This window comes from Pseudomonas sp. CP4 (genome assembly GCF_047758505.1).
In the GTDB taxonomy this organism is placed as follows: domain Bacteria; phylum Pseudomonadota; class Gammaproteobacteria; order Pseudomonadales; family Pseudomonadaceae; genus Aquipseudomonas; species Aquipseudomonas fluorescens_AO.
Window position 1 is genome coordinate 4733861 of the sequence record NZ_CP180489.1, and the last position, 14856, is coordinate 4748716.

The window sequence follows — 14856 nt, forward strand, 5'->3', positions numbered from 1 at the left end:
AACCCTGAACGAACGACACGCGTGAGTGGCCGCCTTGCTTGAAGGCGACAGTTACTCCACCGAATTTCGAATTACGAGAAGCGAACCACACCATGATGCGCAGCCACTATTGCGGCCAACTGAACGAAAGCCTGGAAGGCCAGGAAATTACCCTTTGCGGATGGGTTCACCGTCGCCGCGATCACGGCGGGGTGATTTTCCTCGACATCCGTGATCGTGATGGTCTGGCCCAGGTGGTGTTCGATCCGGATCGTGCCGAGAGCTTCGCCGCCGCCGATCGCGTGCGCAGCGAATACGTTGTGAAAATCACCGGCAAGGTGCGTCTGCGTCCGGCCGGTGCGACCAACGCCAACATGGCCTCGGGCATGATCGAAGTGCTGGGTTATGAACTGGAAGTGCTGAACGAGTCGGAAACCCCGCCGTTCCCGCTCAACGAGTTCTCCGACGTCGGCGAAGAAACCCGCCTGCGCTATCGCTTCCTCGACCTGCGTCGTCCGGAGATGGCCGAGAAGCTGCGTCTGCGTTCGCGCATGACCACCAGCATCCGCCGCTTCCTCGACGAAAACGGTTTCCTCGATGTCGAAACTCCGATCCTGACCCGGGCCACCCCGGAAGGTGCGCGGGACTATCTGGTGCCGAGCCGTACCCACGCCGGTTCGTTCTTCGCCCTGCCGCAATCGCCGCAGCTGTTCAAGCAACTGCTGATGGTGGCCGGCTTCGACCGTTACTACCAGATCGCCAAATGCTTCCGTGACGAAGACCTGCGTGCCGACCGTCAGCCGGAATTCACCCAGATCGACATCGAGACCAGTTTCCTCGATGAAAAAGAGATCATGGGCCTGACCGAGCAGATGATCCGCAACCTGTTCAAGGAAGTGCTGAATCTGGAATTCGGCGAATTCCCGCACATGACTTTCGAAGAAGCCATGCGCCGCTACGGTTCGGACAAGCCGGACCTGCGTATTCCACTCGAACTGGTTGACGTTGCCGACCAGCTCAAAGAAGTTGAATTCAAGGTGTTCAGCGGCCCGGCCAACGATCCGAAGTGCCGCATCGCCGCACTGCGCGTTCCAGGCGGGGCGAGCATGCCGCGCAAGCAGATCGACGATTACACCAAGTTCGTCGGCATCTACGGTGCCAAGGGCCTGGCGTACATCAAGGTCAACGAGCGTGCTGCCGGTGTTGAAGGTCTGCAATCGCCGATCGTGAAGAACATTCCTGAAGACAAGCTCAACGTGATCCTCGATCGCGTTGGCGCAGTCGATGGCGATATCGTGTTCTTCGGTGCCGACAAGGCCAAGATCGTCAGCGAAGCCTTGGGCGCGCTGCGGATCAAGCTCGGTCACGACCTCAAGCTGCTGACCTGCGAGTGGGCCCCAATGTGGGTCGTTGACTTCCCGATGTTCGAAGAGAACGACGACGGTAGCTTCTCGGCGCTGCACCACCCGTTCACCGCACCGAAGTGCACCCCACAGGAACTCGAAGCCAACCCGGCCGGCGCACTGTCCCGTGCGTACGACATGGTGTTGAACGGCACCGAGCTGGGCGGCGGTTCGATCCGTATTCACCGCAAGGAAATGCAGCAAGCGGTATTCCGCCTGCTGGGCATCAACGAAGCGGAACAGGAAGAGAAGTTCGGCTTCCTGCTCGACGCGCTGAAGTACGGTGCACCGCCGCACGGTGGCCTGGCCTTCGGTCTGGACCGTCTGGTGATGCTGATGACCGGCGCCCAGTCGATCCGTGAAGTGATCGCCTTCCCGAAAACCCAGAGTGCTGCCGACGTGATGACGCAGGCTCCGGGCGTAGTGGATGCCAAGGCGTTGCGCGAGCTGCACATTCGCCTGCGCGAAACGCCAAAGGCTGAGTAAGACGGGCCTGAAGGCGCATCTTCGGATGCGCCTTTTTTCTTTCTCAGGTCGAATTTTTCAATTGCCGGCCGCTGCACCAGCAGGGCGGGCAAGGTTTCAAAGAGCATTCGGAGCAAGTTATGGCAGGTCATTCCAAGTGGGCAAACATCAAGCACCGCAAAGAACGTCAGGATGCCAAGAGGGGCAAGATCTTCACCAAGTGGATCCGTGAACTGACCGTTGCGGCCCGTCAGGGTGGCGGTGATCCGGGTTCCAACCCGCGTTTGCGCCTGGCCCTGGACAAGGCGTTGAGCGCGAACATGAGTCGCGACATCATCGACCGCGCCGTCGCGCGCGGTGCCGGTGCCACCGAAGCGGACAACGTTGAAGAGCTGACCTACGAGGGTTACGGCCCTGGCGGCGTCGCGGTCATGGTCGAGTGCATGACCGATAACCGCAACCGTACCGCCGCAGCCGTGCGTCATGCGTTCAGCAAGTGTGGCGGCAACCTCGGCACCGACGGTTCGGTGGCGTATCTGTTTGAGCGCAAGGGCCAGATCAGCTTCGCCCCGGGCGTCGATGAAGACGCACTGACCGAAGCGGCGCTGGAAGCGGATGCCGATGACGTGGTCACCCATGAAGACGGTTCGATCGACGTGTTTACCTCGTTCACCGGTTTCTATGCGGTGCGCAACGCGCTGGAAGCGGCCGGGTTCAAGGGCGATGATGCGGAAATCGTCATGCAGCCGACCACCAGCGCCGAGCTGGATCTGGAAGGGGCGGAGAAGGTCCTCAAGCTGATCGACATGCTTGAGGATCTGGATGACGTGCAGAACGTCTACTCCAACGCGGACATCCCGGAAGACGTCGCCGCTCAGCTTGGCTGATAAGCGACTAGTCTTCCCTGTGGGAGCGAGCCTGCTCGCGAAAGCGGTGTGTCATTCAGCACCTGTATCTGCTGACATACCGCCTTCGCGAGCAGGCTCGCTCCCACATTTGCTATTGGCTGTCAGGTAAATCGTTTTATGAATCTGCAGGCGTTATGACTTTAATTCTTGGTATCGACCCCGGTTCGCGCATCACCGGTTACGGGATCGTTCGCGATACCGGGCGCGGCGGCTGCATCTATGTGGCTTCGGGCTGCATTCGCACCGGGTCCGGCGAACTGCATGAGCGTCTGCAAATCGTCTATCGCGGCGTGCGCGAAATAATCAAGACCTACGGCCCGGTGACCATGGGCATCGAAAAGGTGTTCATGGCGAAAAACGCCGACTCGGCGCTGAAGCTCGGTCAGGCGCGCGGCGCGGCCATCGTCGCCGGCGCCGAAGAGTGTCTGGAAATCGCCGAATACACCGCTACTCAAGTCAAACAGGCCGTGGTCGGCACGGGCGCGGCCAATAAAGAGCAGGTGCAGATGATGGTCATGCACATGCTCAAATTGACCAGCAAGCCGCAAATCGACGCCTCCGACGCCCTCGCTATCGCCATTTGCCATGCGCATACACGCTCAAGCCTGCTGCCGCACGGTCTGGGAACCGCACGCAGTCGTGGCGGGCGCCTGCGTCTCTGATAGCATCAGCATCAATTTTCCTGAAAGTGGCTCTCTGGTGCCTGTGTTGCCGGCGCGCAAGCCACCTTCAATCGTCGCCAGCCCACGGCTGGCCAGCGCTCAAGGATTCAAAACGTGATTGGACGCTTGCGCGGCACCTTGGCTGAGAAACAGCCGCCGCACCTGATTCTCGATGTGAATGGCCTCGGCTATGAGGTGGAAGTGCCGATGACCACCCTTTATCGGTTGCCGTCGGTCGGTGAACCGCTGACCCTGCACACCCATTTGGTCGTACGCGAAGATGCGCAATTGCTCTATGGCTTTGCCGGCAAGCGTGAGCGAGACTTTTTTCGCGAACTGATTCGTCTCAACGGCGTAGGGCCGAAACTGGCGCTGGCATTGATGTCAAGCCTGGAAGTCGATGAACTGGTGCGCTGCGTACAGTCCCAGGACACCTCGGCGCTGACCAAGGTGCCGGGAGTCGGCAAGAAGACCGCCGAGCGCCTGCTGGTCGAATTGAAAGACCGCTTCAAGGCTTGGGAAACGTCGCCGGCGATGTTCGCGCTGGTGCCGAATCAGCCCGATGGGCCGGCGCCGGTCAACAGCGCCGAGACTGATGCGGTCAGTGCGCTGATCTCGCTGGGGTACAAGCCGCAGGAAGCGAGCAAGGCGATTTCCGCGATCAAAGACAAGAATCTGAGCAGCGAAGATCTGATCCGCCGCGCTCTGAAGGGAATGATTTAAGTGATTGAAGCTGATCGTCTGATCGCCGCCGCGCACAGCCCGCGCGAGCGCGAAGAAGTCCAGGATCGGGCCATCCGCCCGGTCAGCCTGGCCGATTACATTGGCCAGCCAACCGTGCGCGAGCAGATGGAACTGTTTATCCAGGCTGCCCGGGGCCGTAGCGAATCCCTTGATCACACTTTGATCTTCGGCCCGCCGGGGCTGGGCAAGACCACGCTGGCCAACATCATTGCCCAGGAAATGGGCGTGTCGATCAAGAGCACCTCCGGACCAGTGCTGGAACGTCCGGGTGATCTGGCCGCGTTGCTGACCAATCTCGAGCCGCACGACGTGCTGTTCATCGACGAAATTCATCGTCTGTCGCCGATCGTTGAAGAAGTGCTGTATCCGGCGATGGAAGATTTCCAGCTCGACATCATGATCGGCGAAGGGCCGGCGGCGCGTTCGATCAAACTTGATCTGCCGCCGTTCACCCTGGTCGGCGCCACCACCCGCGCCGGCATGCTGACCAACCCGTTGCGTGATCGCTTCGGTATCGTCCAGCGCCTGGAGTTCTACAGCACGGCGGATCTGGCAACAATCGTCAGCCGTTCAGCGGCCATTCTGGGTCTGCCGCTGGACCCGGAAGGTTCGTTCGAGATCGCCCGTCGCGCCCGTGGCACCCCGCGAATTGCCAACCGTCTGCTGCGCCGAGTACGCGACTTCGCCGAGGTCCGCGCCAAGGGTCATATCACCAAAGCGGTGGCGGATCTGGCGCTGAACCTGCTGGATGTCGACGAACACGGTTTCGATCACCAGGATCGGCGCCTGCTGCTGACCATGATCGAGAAGTTCGACGGCGGTCCGGTGGGGATCGACAGTCTGGCGGCGGCGATCAGTGAAGAGCGCCACACCATTGAAGACGTGCTCGAGCCGTATCTGATCCAGCAGGGCTATATCATGCGCACGCCACGGGGCAGGGTGGTGACGCGCCATGCCTATCTGCATTTCGGTTTGAATGTTCCGTCACGGATGGGCGAGATGCCCGTGGCAGACGAGTTTCTCGACGCCGTCGACGATTGATACACATTTGCTGGTGATTTATTCAGGGTTTGTACTGTCAGACGACGGTACTTTTGCGTTAAAGCTTTGAAACCACGAAAAACAGTTGTCTGGCCGGATTGGCAACCTGAGGAGTAAGCACTAGAGTATGCGCGCGCAAAACGGGCTTGAGCCGTTCGCACATCGTTGTCGCGTTTATTACGAGGACACCGATGCGGGCGGCATCGTGTATTACGTTAATTACCTCAAGTTTATGGAACGGGCTCGAACCGAGCGGCTGCGGGAACTGGGTTTTGCCCAATCTGCGCTTGCCGGAGAGGACCTGTTGTTCGTCGTGCATTCCAGCGAAGCGCGCTACCACGCGCCGGCGCGACTGGACGACGAACTGCTGGTAAGCGCTGATGTAACCGAATTGAACCGTGCCAGCCTGCGCTTCAAACAGCAGGTCAGGCGGGCCACGGATAATGTGCTGCTCTGCGAAGGGCAGTTTTTGGTGGCCTGCGTGCGCACCGACAGTTTGAAACCCCGGGCCCTTCCCGAAGACCTGCGTGCGGCCTTCGCCGACGCGGTCGGCCCGGGTACACACTCAAAGCAGGAGATAAAGCGTGGAAGCTAACGTCGTCGACCATTCCTCCATGTGGAGCCTGGTCAGCAATGCCAGCATCGTGGTGCAGTTGGTAATGTTGACCCTGGTGGCCGCATCGGTGACCTCATGGGTCATGATCTTTCAGCGCAGCAATTTGCTGCGTGCCGGTCGACGCGCCCTGGAGAGCTTCGAGGAGCGCTTCTGGTCGGGTATCGACCTGTCCAAACTGTACCGTCAGGCCGGCAGCAACCCTGATCCGGATTCGGGCGTGGAGCAGATCTTCCGTGCCGGTTTCAAGGAATTCTCCCGTCTGCGTCAGCAGCCAGGCGTCGATCCTGAAGCGGTGATGGAAGGTGTCGCTCGTGCCATGCGCGTGGCCATCTCCCGCGAAGAAGAGAAACTCGAGCAGAGCCTGCCGTTCCTCGCCACTGTTGGTTCGGTCAGTCCGTACATCGGCCTGTTCGGTACCGTGTGGGGGATCATGAACTCTTTCCGCGGTCTGGCCAGTGCTCAGCAGGCGACCCTCGCCACCGTAGCTCCGGGTATCGCCGAAGCGCTGATCGCCACGGCGATCGGCCTGTTCGCTGCGATCCCAGCGGTCATCGCTTACAACCGTTTTGCTGCGCGCAGCGAAACCTTGCTGGGCCGCTACTACACCTTCGCCGATGAATTCCAGGCGATCCTGCACCGCAAAGTGCACACCAGCGAAGAATAAGCAGGTATTTCCCGATGGCTTTAATCGCTCGAGCTCGCAAAAAGCGCAAGCCGGTCGCCGAGATGAACGTGGTGCCCTACATCGACGTGATGTTGGTGCTGCTGGTCATCTTCATGGTGACCGCGCCGATGCTCAATCAGGGCGTGAAAGTTGATCTGCCCAAGGTTTCCAGCGAAGCCTTGCCGCAGGACAACAACACCCAGGTCCTGACCATTTCGATCAAGGCTGACAAGACCTACTACTGGAACCTTGGCAGCGAAGTCGACACCGAGAAGCAACAGGACAGGGCCATGACCCTGCCGCAAATGACTGACGCGGTGACCAAGATCATTCGCGCCGGCACCGAGGGCGGCAAACGCACCCAGGTATTCATTCGCGGCGACAAGACTGTCGACTACGGCGCCGTCATGGGCGCCATGGGCGGGTTGCAGAAAGCCGGGGTCGGTAACGTTGGTCTGATTACCGAGGCCCCCTGATGCAGCAACAGCGAGAGCCGTCCGCCTCGGAAAGCTACTTCTGGCCTAGTGTCCTGGCAATTGTCCTGCACGTGCTGGTGTTCGGCATGCTGTTCGTCAGTTTTGCCTTCACGCCTGAACTGCCGCCGGCCAAGCCGATCGTCCAGGCGACTCTGTACCAATTGAAATCGAAAAGTCAGGCGACCACCCAGACCAATCAGAAGATTGCGGGTGAGGCGAAGAAATCCGCTGCGCGCCAGACCGAAGTCGAACAGATGGAACAGAAAAAGATCGAGCAGGAAGCGGTGAAGGCGGCGGAACAAAAGAAAGAGGAAGCGGCTCAAAAGGCCGAGGAAGCCAAGAAGGCCGACGAGTCGAAAAAAGCGGACGAAGCGAAAAAGGCGGATGAAGCCAAAAAAGCCGACGACGCGAAGAAAGCCGAAGCGAAAAAGGCCGAAGAGAAACAATTGGCTGATATAGCCAAGAAGAAGGCCGAAGACGAAGCGAAAAAGGCTGCCGAGGAAGAGGCGAAGAAAGCCGCTGCCGAAGAAGCCAAGAAGAAGATCGTCGAAGACGCGAAAAAGAAAGCCGCCGAAGACGCCAAGAAAAAAGCTGAAGCTGAAGAGGCGAAGAAGAAAGTCGCCGAAGACGCGAAGAAGAAAGCTGCTGCCGATGCTGCGAAAAAGAAAGCGCAGGAAGCGGCACGCAAATCTGCCGAAGACAAAAAGGCTCAGGCCCTGGCAGATCTGCTTTCCGACACGCCGCAGCGCCAGCAAGCCTTGGCCGATGAGCAGGGTGACGAAGTCGCCGGCAGTTTCGATGACCTGATTCGCGCTCGTGCAGCAGAAGGCTGGGCTCGTCCTCCTTCGGCACGCAAAGGCATGACGGTCGTGCTGCAGATCGGCATGTTGCCGGACGGTACGGTGACTTCGGTCAGCGTTGCCAAGTCCAGTGGTGATGGTCCGTTCGATGCTTCGGCAGTCGCGGCAGTGAAGAATATTGGACGTTTGACAGAAATGCAGGGAATGAAGCCGAGCGATTTCGCTCCGTATCGTTCATTCAAGATGACATTCACACCTGAGGATCTAGCCTTGTGAGAAACCTTCTTCGAGGAATGCTGGTCGTGATCTGCTGCATGGCAGGGATCGCGGTGGCAGATGAAAAGAACATTCTGGTCACCAGCGGCAGCGATCGGGCTACTCCGATCGCCGTCGTTCCGTTCGGTATGCAAGGCGGCGCGGTGCTGCCTGACGACATGGCGGAAATCATCGGTAACGATTTGCGCAACTCGGGCTATTACTCGCCGATTCCAAAAGCCAACATGATCAGCCAGCCAAGCCAGCCGAGCGAAATCATTTTCCGTGACTGGAAGGCAGTGGGTGCTCAGTACATGATGGTCGGCAGCATCGCGCCCGCGGGCGGTCGCTTGCAGGTGCAGTGGGCACTGTTCAACGTCGCCACCGAACAGAAAGTGGCTGACGGCAGTGTTTCCGGTACGACGGACCAGATTCGAGACATGGCGCACTTCATCTCTGATCAGTCTTTCCAAAAGCTGACCGGTATTGACGGTGCCTTCTCGACACGTTTGCTGTACGTAACGGCCGAGCGTTTCTCCGAGAAGAACACGCGCTACACCCTGCAGCGCTCCGACTATGACGGCGCCCGCGCAGTGACTCTGCTGCAATCGCGCGAGCCGATTCTATCGCCGCGTTTTGCACCGGATGGCAAGCGTATCGCATACGTGTCGTTCGAGCAGAAGCGCCCGCGCATCTTCATGCAGAACATCGACACCGGTCGCCGTGAGCAGATCACCAACTTCGAAGGCCTCAACGGCGCGCCAGCCTGGTCGCCGGATGGCAATCGCCTGGCGTTCGTGCTGTCGAAAGACGGTAACCCGGACATCTACGTGATGAACCTCGGTTCGCGTCAGATCAGCCGCGTAACCAATGGCCAGGGCATCAATACCGAACCGTTCTGGGGCAAGGATGGCTCGACCATCTATTTCACCTCGGACCGTGGCGGCAAGCCGCAAATCTATAAAACCAGCGTCAGTGGCGGTGGTGCCGAGCGTGTGACGTTCGTGGGCAACTACAACGCCAACCCGAAACTTTCGGCTGATGAAAAGACTTTGGTGATGATCCATCGTCAGGATGGCTTCACCAATTTCAAGGTGGCAGCTCAGGATCTGCAGCGGGGTAGTGTAAAGATCCTCACTGATAGCACTCTGGACGAGTCACCTACTGTTGCGCCCAACGGCACCATGGTAATCTACGCCACCCGCCAACAGGGCCGGGGAGTCTTGATGCTCGTGTCCATTAATGGGCGCGTGAGGCTCCCGCTTCCTACCGCTCAAGGCGAAGTCAGAGAACCGTCCTGGTCCCCTTACCTGAAGTGAGCGGGCGCTACACGTTTTACTTAACACACTGGGGTTCATTAGGAGTTTCACGATGGAAATGCTGAAGTTTGGTAAATTTGCTGCGCTGGCTCTGGCCATGGCTGTAGCTGTAGGTTGCTCGTCCAAAGGCGGCGACAACGCCGGTGAAGGCGCTGTTGATCCAAACGCTGGTTACGGCGCAAACACTGGTGCCGTTGACGGCTCCCTGAGCGAAGAAGCTGCTCTGCGCGCAATCACCACCTTCTACTTCGAATACGACAGCTCGGACCTGAAGCCAGAAGCCATGCGCGCTCTGGACGTTCACGCCAAAGACCTGAAAGCAAACGGCGCTCGCGTTGTTCTGGAAGGCAACACCGACGAACGTGGTACTCGTGAGTACAACATGGCACTGGGCGAGCGTCGTGCGAAAGCCGTTCAGCGCTACCTGGTACTGCAAGGTGTTTCCCCAGCTCAGCTGGAACTGGTTTCCTACGGCGAAGAGCGTCCAGTTGCTACCGGCAACGACGAGCAGTCCTGGGCCCAGAACCGTCGCGTCGAACTGCGTAAGTAATTCGATATGCGAACGTGCCGTCGTGCTGTAACTGTTCTGGCTCTCAGCCTCGCGCCGCTTGCGGCGTGGGCTGCGGTTCCTGTGGTCGATGACAACTCCGGTTATAACAATAGCGGGAGCAGTTATCCGCCTGCGGGTTACGGTACGAACGGCGCCTATGCCGGGGGAGCGGCTTCGGCCCCTGCCTCGGCACAAGGCATGCTGTTCAACCAATTGCAACAGATGCAGGATCAGATCTCGCGCCAGCAAGGCGTGATCGAAGAACTGCAGAATCAGGTTGCGCGCATGAAGCAGGAATCCCTGGAGCGATACCAGGATCTTGATCGGCGCATAGGATCCGGCGTTGCACCAGCCGCGACTCCCGAGAATTCTTCTGCCGGTAGCGACGCAAGTGCTGCTGCCGGTGCTGCCGCAGGCGCGGGTGCTGCTGCGGCCGCCCAAGCCCCTGCTGCGGGTAGCGAACCGGCTGATCCGGCCAAGGAAAAGCTGTATTACGATGCCGCTTTCGACCTGATCAAAGCCAAGGATTTCGACAAGGCCAGCCAGGCCTTCGCCGCTTTCCTGCGTAAATACCCGAACAGCCAGTACGCGGGCAACGCCCAGTACTGGTTGGGCGAAGTGAACCTGGCAAAGGGTGATCTGCAAGGTGCAGGTCAGGCCTTTGCCAAGGTTTCGCAACTGTATCCCAAGCACAACAAGGTGCCGGATTCGCTGTACAAGCTGGCTGACGTAGAACGCCGCCTCGGTCACACCGACAAGGTCAAAGGCATTCTGCAGCAGGTGGTGTCCCAATATCCGGGCACGTCCGCCGCGCAATTGGCCCAGCGTGATCTGCAGCGCATGTAAGCCGGTTCATTCGTGTTTTGAAGAAACCCGCGCTTGTCGCGGGTTTTTTCGTTAGAATTCACGCCCTTTTTCTGAAACACGCTTCTTGCGGTCTACGCGTTGGCGGGATTGCCTGAAGTGCCTGACGGAGGCGGACAGCCTGTTTAGCTGTTACGCCCGTGGCGACTATGCAAGACACATTGAGAATCACCGAAGTTTTCTACTCGTTGCAGGGTGAAACTCGGACTGCCGGGCTGCCCACGGTTTTCGTGCGCCTGACCGGTTGCCCGTTGCGTTGCCAGTACTGCGACAGCGCTTATGCGTTCAGCGGCGGCACTGTCCGCACCCTCGACGACATCCTTGAGCAAGTGGCTGGATATCGTCCGCGCTACGTTTGTGTCACCGGCGGTGAGCCATTGGCTCAGCCAAACGCCATTCCTTTGCTTGAGCGGTTGTGTGATGCCGGCTACGAGGTGTCGCTGGAAACCAGCGGCGCCCTTGACGTTTCGGCTGTCGATCCGCGTGTCAGTCGCGTCGTCGATCTGAAAACGCCGGGCTCGAAGGAGGCCCACCGCAACCGTTATGAGAACATCGAACTGCTGACCCGCAACGATCAGGTGAAGTTTGTCATCTGCTCGCGGGAAGACTATGACTGGGCGGTTTCCAAGCTGATCCAGTACGGTCTCGATCAGCGCGCCGGCGAAGTGCTGTTTTCGCCAAGTCACCACGATCTCAATGCCCGCGAGTTGGCAGATTGGGTGGTGGCGGACAATCTGCCGGTACGCCTGCAATTGCAGCTGCATAAATATCTTTGGAACGACGAGCCGGGGCGCTGAGATGACTGAACAACTGAACACTACCGAAAAACGTGCAGTCATCCTGCTGTCCGGCGGCCTCGACTCGGCCACCGTGGTGGCGATGGCTCGCGCCGAAGGCTACGCCTGCTACACCATGAGTTTCGATTACGGCCAGCGTTCGCATGCCGAATTGCACGCTGCCGCCCGCGTGGCTCGCGATCTGGGTGTGGTCGAGCACAAGGTCATCGGGCTGAACCTCAATGGCAAGGGCGGCTCGGCGCTGACCGACACCAGCATCGACATCCCGGAAGAGCTCGGTGAAGGCATTCCGGTGACTTACGTACCGGCGCGCAACACCGTGTTCCTGTCGCTGGCATTGGGTTGGGCCGAAGTGCTCGGCGCTCGCGACATCTTCATCGGCGTCAACGCGGTGGATTATTCCGGCTACCCGGACTGCCGTCCCGAGTTCATCGAATCGTTCGAGCGCATGGCCAACCTGGCCACCAAAGCGGGCGTGGAAGGCAATGGCTTCCGCATTCAGGCGCCACTGCAAAACCTCAGCAAGGCGCAGATCGTCCAGGCTGGGGTGAAGCTCGGCGTGGATTATGGCCTGACCGTTTCCTGCTATCAGGCCGATGATGACGGCCGCGCCTGCGGCAAATGCGACAGCTGCCGCCTGCGTGCAGAAGGCTTCGCGGCAGCTGGTGTGGACGATCCAACCCCTTATTTTTGATTTTTTCAAAAAAGGTGTTGAATAGTCCTTAAAAATCAGTATTATACGCGCCACCACACAGCGGGTCGTTAGCTCAGTTGGTAGAGCAGTTGGCTTTTAACCAATTGGTCGTAGGTTCGAATCCCACACGACCCACCATATTTGGCGGTTTAGAAAATCCGGAAGGCCCACGAAAGTGAGGATTTCCGGGTTTTTTTTTGCCTGCGATTCGGGCGTTCGATTTTTCAGCGCGGCCACACCTGACACAGGTCAGAATCATCTTTTGTATCAACGGGATATTCTGTAGCCTTGCGCAGCTTCAACGCTGTCCCGTGCCTGATGATACTCACTCTCCCGGCGGTACCCTCTAGCGGTCCGGAGCCGGGTGTATACTCGACTTTCGCGCGAATGCGCCTGCAGGTCTTGCGAACATGACGCAGATTTCCGAACGCCTTCTGGTTCAAGCCCACCTCGACGCCAAGCAGCCTAAACCGCTGACGGCAGAGGAGGAGGCTTATTACCGTTCCGCCATCGCTGCCGAGCTCAAGGCTCAGGACGCGGTGCTCGTGGCTCACTTCTATTGCGATCCGGTGATTCAGGCCCTGGCCGAAGAAACCGGCGGCTGTGTTTCCGACTCCCTGGAAATGGCCCGCTTCGGCAATGCTCACCCGGCCAAGACCGTGGTGGTCGCCGGCGTGAAATTCATGGGCGAGACGGCAAAAATTCTCAACCCGGAAAAACGCGTGCTGATGCCAACCCTGGAGGCGACCTGCTCGCTGGACCTGGGTTGCCCGGTCGACGAGTTCTCGGCGTTCTGCGATCAGCATCCGGAACGCACCGTGGTGGTTTACGCCAACACCTCCGCCGCCGTTAAGGCTCGGGCTGACTGGGTGGTGACATCGAGCTGTGCACTGGAAATTGTCGAAAGCCTGATGGATAACGGCGAGACGATCATCTGGGGTCCGGACAAGCACCTGGGCACTTACATTCAGCGCAAGACCGGTGCCGACATGCTGCTTTGGGACGGTGCCTGCATCGTTCATGAAGAGTTCAAGTCCAAGCAGCTCGAAGACATGAAAGCGTTGTACCCGGACGCGGCGATTCTGGTGCATCCCGAGTCGCCGACTTCGGTGATCGAGCTGGCGGACGCCGTCGGTTCCACCAGTCAGTTGATCGCCGCCGCGCAAAGCCTGCCGAACAAGACCCTGATCGTCGCCACCGACCGTGGCATCTTCTACAAGATGCAGCAGCTGTGCCCGGACAAGGTCTTCATCGAAGCGCCTACTGCCGGTAACGGCGCGGCTTGCCGCAGTTGCGCGCATTGCCCGTGGATGGCCATGAACACCCTTGAGCGCACCCTCAAGAGCTTGAAGGAAGGCACCAACGAGATCTTTGTCGATCCGGCGCTGATTCCCCAGGCGATTCGTCCGTTGAAGCGCATGCTGGACTTCACCCAGGCAGCGCGGATGAAGTTGGCCGGTAACGCCTGAGTACTCCCTTGTAGAAGTGAGCCCTGTGGTGAGGGGATTTATCCCCGTTGGGTGGCGAAGCCGCCCTAAATCAAACACCGCGGCATATCAGGGATACCGCGTGTGCTTCTTTACGACTGCTACGCAGCCGGACGGGGATAAATCCCCTCACCACAGGCCGGCTCTTGAGTATGGAATTATTTGCTCTTCTTCGGGATCCGCACCACGCGGGTATCCGAGTAGATGTCATGCCAGGTGCGTTTCTGCTTGTCGAACAGCGACCAGAAGAACCCCAGTCCGATACACAACCACGACGCGATCGACACCATAAAGCGCAGCAGCGCCTGCCACAGGCTGATGGCCGTGCCGTCGTTGTTCTGCACGCGAATGCCCCACACCTGCATACCGAGCGTCTGCCCACCGTGGGTCCAGAACTTGGCGAAGAAGCCGAACAACACCAGCAGCAGCACCGTGGAATAGAGCGGATCGCCATCGAGCTGGCCGGCATCGGTCATCGCCCGCAGACGTTGTTCGCCAATGATCGCGGCCTGAATCAACTTGTAAATAAATCCAGTGACGATCAGCAGGGCAGTACACAGCAGGAAGTCGTAGAACATCGCCGCCAGACGACGACCAAGAGCAGCGGGAGGAAAGTCCCCTTGCGGCGTGAGCAGGTGTTTCGGCATGGCAGCCTCTAGGCGTGAATGGAAGCGCCAGTTTACGGATTAGCGCGCACAAAAAAGCCCCTGATATCAATATCAGGGGCTTTTTCGTATCAGCAGATCAGGCTTCTGCTTGTACTTCGTCAGCCTGCATGCCTTTCTGGCCTTGCACAGCAACGAAAGTCACTTTCTGGCCTTCTTTCAGGCTTTTGAAGCCGTTACCCTGAATGGCGCGGAAATGTACGAACAGATCCGGACCGCTTTCTGGAGTGATAAAACCAAAACCTTTCTCGTCGTTAAACCACTTGACGGTACCGCTCTGACGTGTGGACATTTCTTATTTCCTTTGACGCATAAATTGATGACAGCCCCTTTCACATGAAAGAGTACTGGAGCTGGTTGCAAGGAGTAAGAAGACGTCGAGCGGGATGTAGCTAACTTGTAGGCTACTGCCCAGGTCACGATTCCAAGCTGACCCATGCAAACACAGTGGACAAACTCTACGCCAA

The 14856-nt window shown here is 58.8% G+C and carries 17 protein-coding genes and 1 tRNA gene; 16 read left to right on the top strand and 2 right to left on the bottom strand.

Annotation, left to right across the window (positions count from 1 at the left end):
• The first annotated feature begins 92 nt into the window (after nt 1-92).
• The 16 genes from aspS (at nt 93) to nadA (ending at nt 13706) form a co-directional block, all read left to right on the top strand.
• Nucleotides 93-1868 carry an aspartate--tRNA ligase gene (gene aspS / locus ACMYUN_RS21265; protein WP_039758189.1) on the top strand — a complete coding sequence of 592 codons (1776 nt, stop codon included), beginning with the start codon at nt 93-95 and terminating at the stop codon, nt 1866-1868.
• A gap of 119 nt (nt 1869-1987) precedes the next feature.
• Nucleotides 1988-2734: a YebC/PmpR family DNA-binding transcriptional regulator gene (locus ACMYUN_RS21270; RefSeq protein WP_024014089.1), complete on the top strand. Its 747-nt coding sequence runs from the start codon at nt 1988-1990 to the stop codon at nt 2732-2734.
• A 155-nt stretch (nt 2735-2889) separates the two neighbouring features.
• Nucleotides 2890-3417: a crossover junction endodeoxyribonuclease RuvC gene (gene ruvC, locus ACMYUN_RS21275; RefSeq protein WP_016773501.1), complete on the top strand. Its 528-nt coding sequence runs from the start codon at nt 2890-2892 to the stop codon at nt 3415-3417.
• A 114-nt stretch (nt 3418-3531) separates the two neighbouring features.
• Entirely contained in the window at nt 3532-4140 is a 609-nt protein-coding gene (gene ruvA / locus ACMYUN_RS21280; RefSeq protein ID WP_024014088.1) for a Holliday junction branch migration protein RuvA, read from the top strand.
• On the top strand, nt 4141-5202 hold the full coding sequence (gene ruvB / locus ACMYUN_RS21285) for a Holliday junction branch migration DNA helicase RuvB (protein WP_024014087.1): 1062 nt from the start codon (nt 4141-4143) through the stop codon (nt 5200-5202).
• Nucleotides 5203-5329: 127 nt separating this feature from the next.
• Nucleotides 5330-5797, top strand: a complete 468-nt coding sequence (gene ybgC, locus ACMYUN_RS21290; RefSeq protein WP_129997507.1) for a tol-pal system-associated acyl-CoA thioesterase — start codon at nt 5330-5332, stop codon at nt 5795-5797.
• Nucleotides 5787-6482 carry a protein TolQ gene (tolQ, locus tag ACMYUN_RS21295; protein ID WP_415761696.1) on the top strand — a complete coding sequence of 232 codons (696 nt, stop codon included), beginning with the start codon at nt 5787-5789 and terminating at the stop codon, nt 6480-6482. The genes ybgC and tolQ overlap by 11 nt, the downstream gene beginning before the upstream one ends.
• Nucleotides 6483-6505: 23 nt before the next feature.
• Nucleotides 6506-6958 (top strand): protein TolR, encoded by a 453-nt coding sequence (gene tolR / locus ACMYUN_RS21300; RefSeq protein WP_160767866.1) that lies wholly within the window; start codon nt 6506-6508, stop codon nt 6956-6958.
• Nucleotides 6958-8034, top strand: a complete 1077-nt coding sequence (tolA, locus tag ACMYUN_RS21305; protein WP_039758184.1) for a cell envelope integrity protein TolA — start codon at nt 6958-6960, stop codon at nt 8032-8034. Before tolR ends, tolA begins: the two co-directional genes overlap by 1 nt.
• A 17-nt stretch (nt 8035-8051) precedes the next feature.
• Entirely contained in the window at nt 8052-9332 is a 1281-nt protein-coding gene (gene tolB / locus ACMYUN_RS21310; RefSeq protein WP_415763990.1) for a Tol-Pal system beta propeller repeat protein TolB, read from the top strand.
• Nucleotides 9333-9384: 52 nt separating this feature from the next.
• Nucleotides 9385-9882 (top strand): peptidoglycan-associated lipoprotein Pal, encoded by a 498-nt coding sequence (pal, locus tag ACMYUN_RS21315; protein WP_003178634.1) that lies wholly within the window; start codon nt 9385-9387, stop codon nt 9880-9882.
• A gap of 6 nt (nt 9883-9888) precedes the next feature.
• On the top strand, nt 9889-10728 hold the full coding sequence (gene ybgF / locus ACMYUN_RS21320) for a tol-pal system protein YbgF (protein ID WP_039758178.1): 840 nt from the start codon (nt 9889-9891) through the stop codon (nt 10726-10728).
• A 167-nt stretch (nt 10729-10895) separates the two neighbouring features.
• The gene (queE, locus tag ACMYUN_RS21325; RefSeq protein WP_016770671.1) at nt 10896-11543 is read left to right on the top strand and encodes a 7-carboxy-7-deazaguanine synthase QueE; all 648 of its coding nucleotides are present in this window, start codon (nt 10896-10898) and stop codon (nt 11541-11543) included.
• Nucleotide 11544: 1 nt separating this feature from the next.
• The gene (gene queC / locus ACMYUN_RS21330) at nt 11545-12237 is read left to right on the top strand and encodes a 7-cyano-7-deazaguanine synthase QueC (protein ID WP_415761698.1); all 693 of its coding nucleotides are present in this window, start codon (nt 11545-11547) and stop codon (nt 12235-12237) included.
• A 62-nt stretch (nt 12238-12299) separates the two neighbouring features.
• Nucleotides 12300-12375 (top strand) — tRNA-Lys (locus ACMYUN_RS21335).
• Nucleotides 12376-12647: 272 nt separating this feature from the next.
• Nucleotides 12648-13706, top strand: a complete 1059-nt coding sequence (nadA, locus tag ACMYUN_RS21340; RefSeq protein WP_016773509.1) for a quinolinate synthase NadA — start codon at nt 12648-12650, stop codon at nt 13704-13706.
• Between the two features lie 176 nt (nt 13707-13882).
• On the opposite strand, the gene ACMYUN_RS21345 is transcribed toward nadA, so the two are convergent.
• Together ACMYUN_RS21345 and ACMYUN_RS21350 are read right to left on the bottom strand one after the other, a co-directional pair.
• Entirely contained in the window at nt 13883-14371 is a 489-nt protein-coding gene (locus ACMYUN_RS21345; protein ID WP_415761699.1) for an RDD family protein, read from the bottom strand.
• Nucleotides 14372-14468: 97 nt separating this feature from the next.
• Entirely contained in the window at nt 14469-14681 is a 213-nt protein-coding gene (locus tag ACMYUN_RS21350; protein WP_003227496.1) for a cold-shock protein, read from the bottom strand.
• Nucleotides 14682-14856: the final 175 nt, after the last annotated feature.

What these genes read in the sequence shown, in the direction of transcription:
- aspS (WP_039758189.1), top strand. Translation starts at nt 93, where the DNA reads ATGATGCGCAGCCACTATTGCGGCCAACTGAACGAAAGCCTGGAAGGC.
- ACMYUN_RS21270 (WP_024014089.1), top strand. Translation starts at nt 1,988, where the DNA reads ATGGCAGGTCATTCCAAGTGGGCAAACATCAAGCACCGCAAAGAACGT.
- ruvC (WP_016773501.1), top strand. Translation starts at nt 2,890, where the DNA reads ATGACTTTAATTCTTGGTATCGACCCCGGTTCGCGCATCACCGGTTAC.
- ybgC (WP_129997507.1), top strand. Translation starts at nt 5,330, where the DNA reads ATGCGCGCGCAAAACGGGCTTGAGCCGTTCGCACATCGTTGTCGCGTT.
- tolA (WP_039758184.1), top strand. Translation starts at nt 6,958, where the DNA reads ATGCAGCAACAGCGAGAGCCGTCCGCCTCGGAAAGCTACTTCTGGCCT.
- tolB (WP_415763990.1), top strand. Translation starts at nt 8,052, where the DNA reads ATGCTGGTCGTGATCTGCTGCATGGCAGGGATCGCGGTGGCAGATGAA.
- pal (WP_003178634.1), top strand. Translation starts at nt 9,385, where the DNA reads ATGGAAATGCTGAAGTTTGGTAAATTTGCTGCGCTGGCTCTGGCCATG.
- ybgF (WP_039758178.1), top strand. Translation starts at nt 9,889, where the DNA reads ATGCGAACGTGCCGTCGTGCTGTAACTGTTCTGGCTCTCAGCCTCGCG.
- queE (WP_016770671.1), top strand. Translation starts at nt 10,896, where the DNA reads ATGCAAGACACATTGAGAATCACCGAAGTTTTCTACTCGTTGCAGGGT.
- queC (WP_415761698.1), top strand. Translation starts at nt 11,545, where the DNA reads ATGACTGAACAACTGAACACTACCGAAAAACGTGCAGTCATCCTGCTG.
- nadA (WP_016773509.1), top strand. Translation starts at nt 12,648, where the DNA reads ATGACGCAGATTTCCGAACGCCTTCTGGTTCAAGCCCACCTCGACGCC.
- ACMYUN_RS21345 (WP_415761699.1), bottom strand. Translation starts at nt 14,371, where the DNA reads ATGCCGAAACACCTGCTCACGCCGCAAGGGGACTTTCCTCCCGCTGCT.
- ACMYUN_RS21350 (WP_003227496.1), bottom strand. Translation starts at nt 14,681, where the DNA reads ATGTCCACACGTCAGAGCGGTACCGTCAAGTGGTTTAACGACGAGAAA.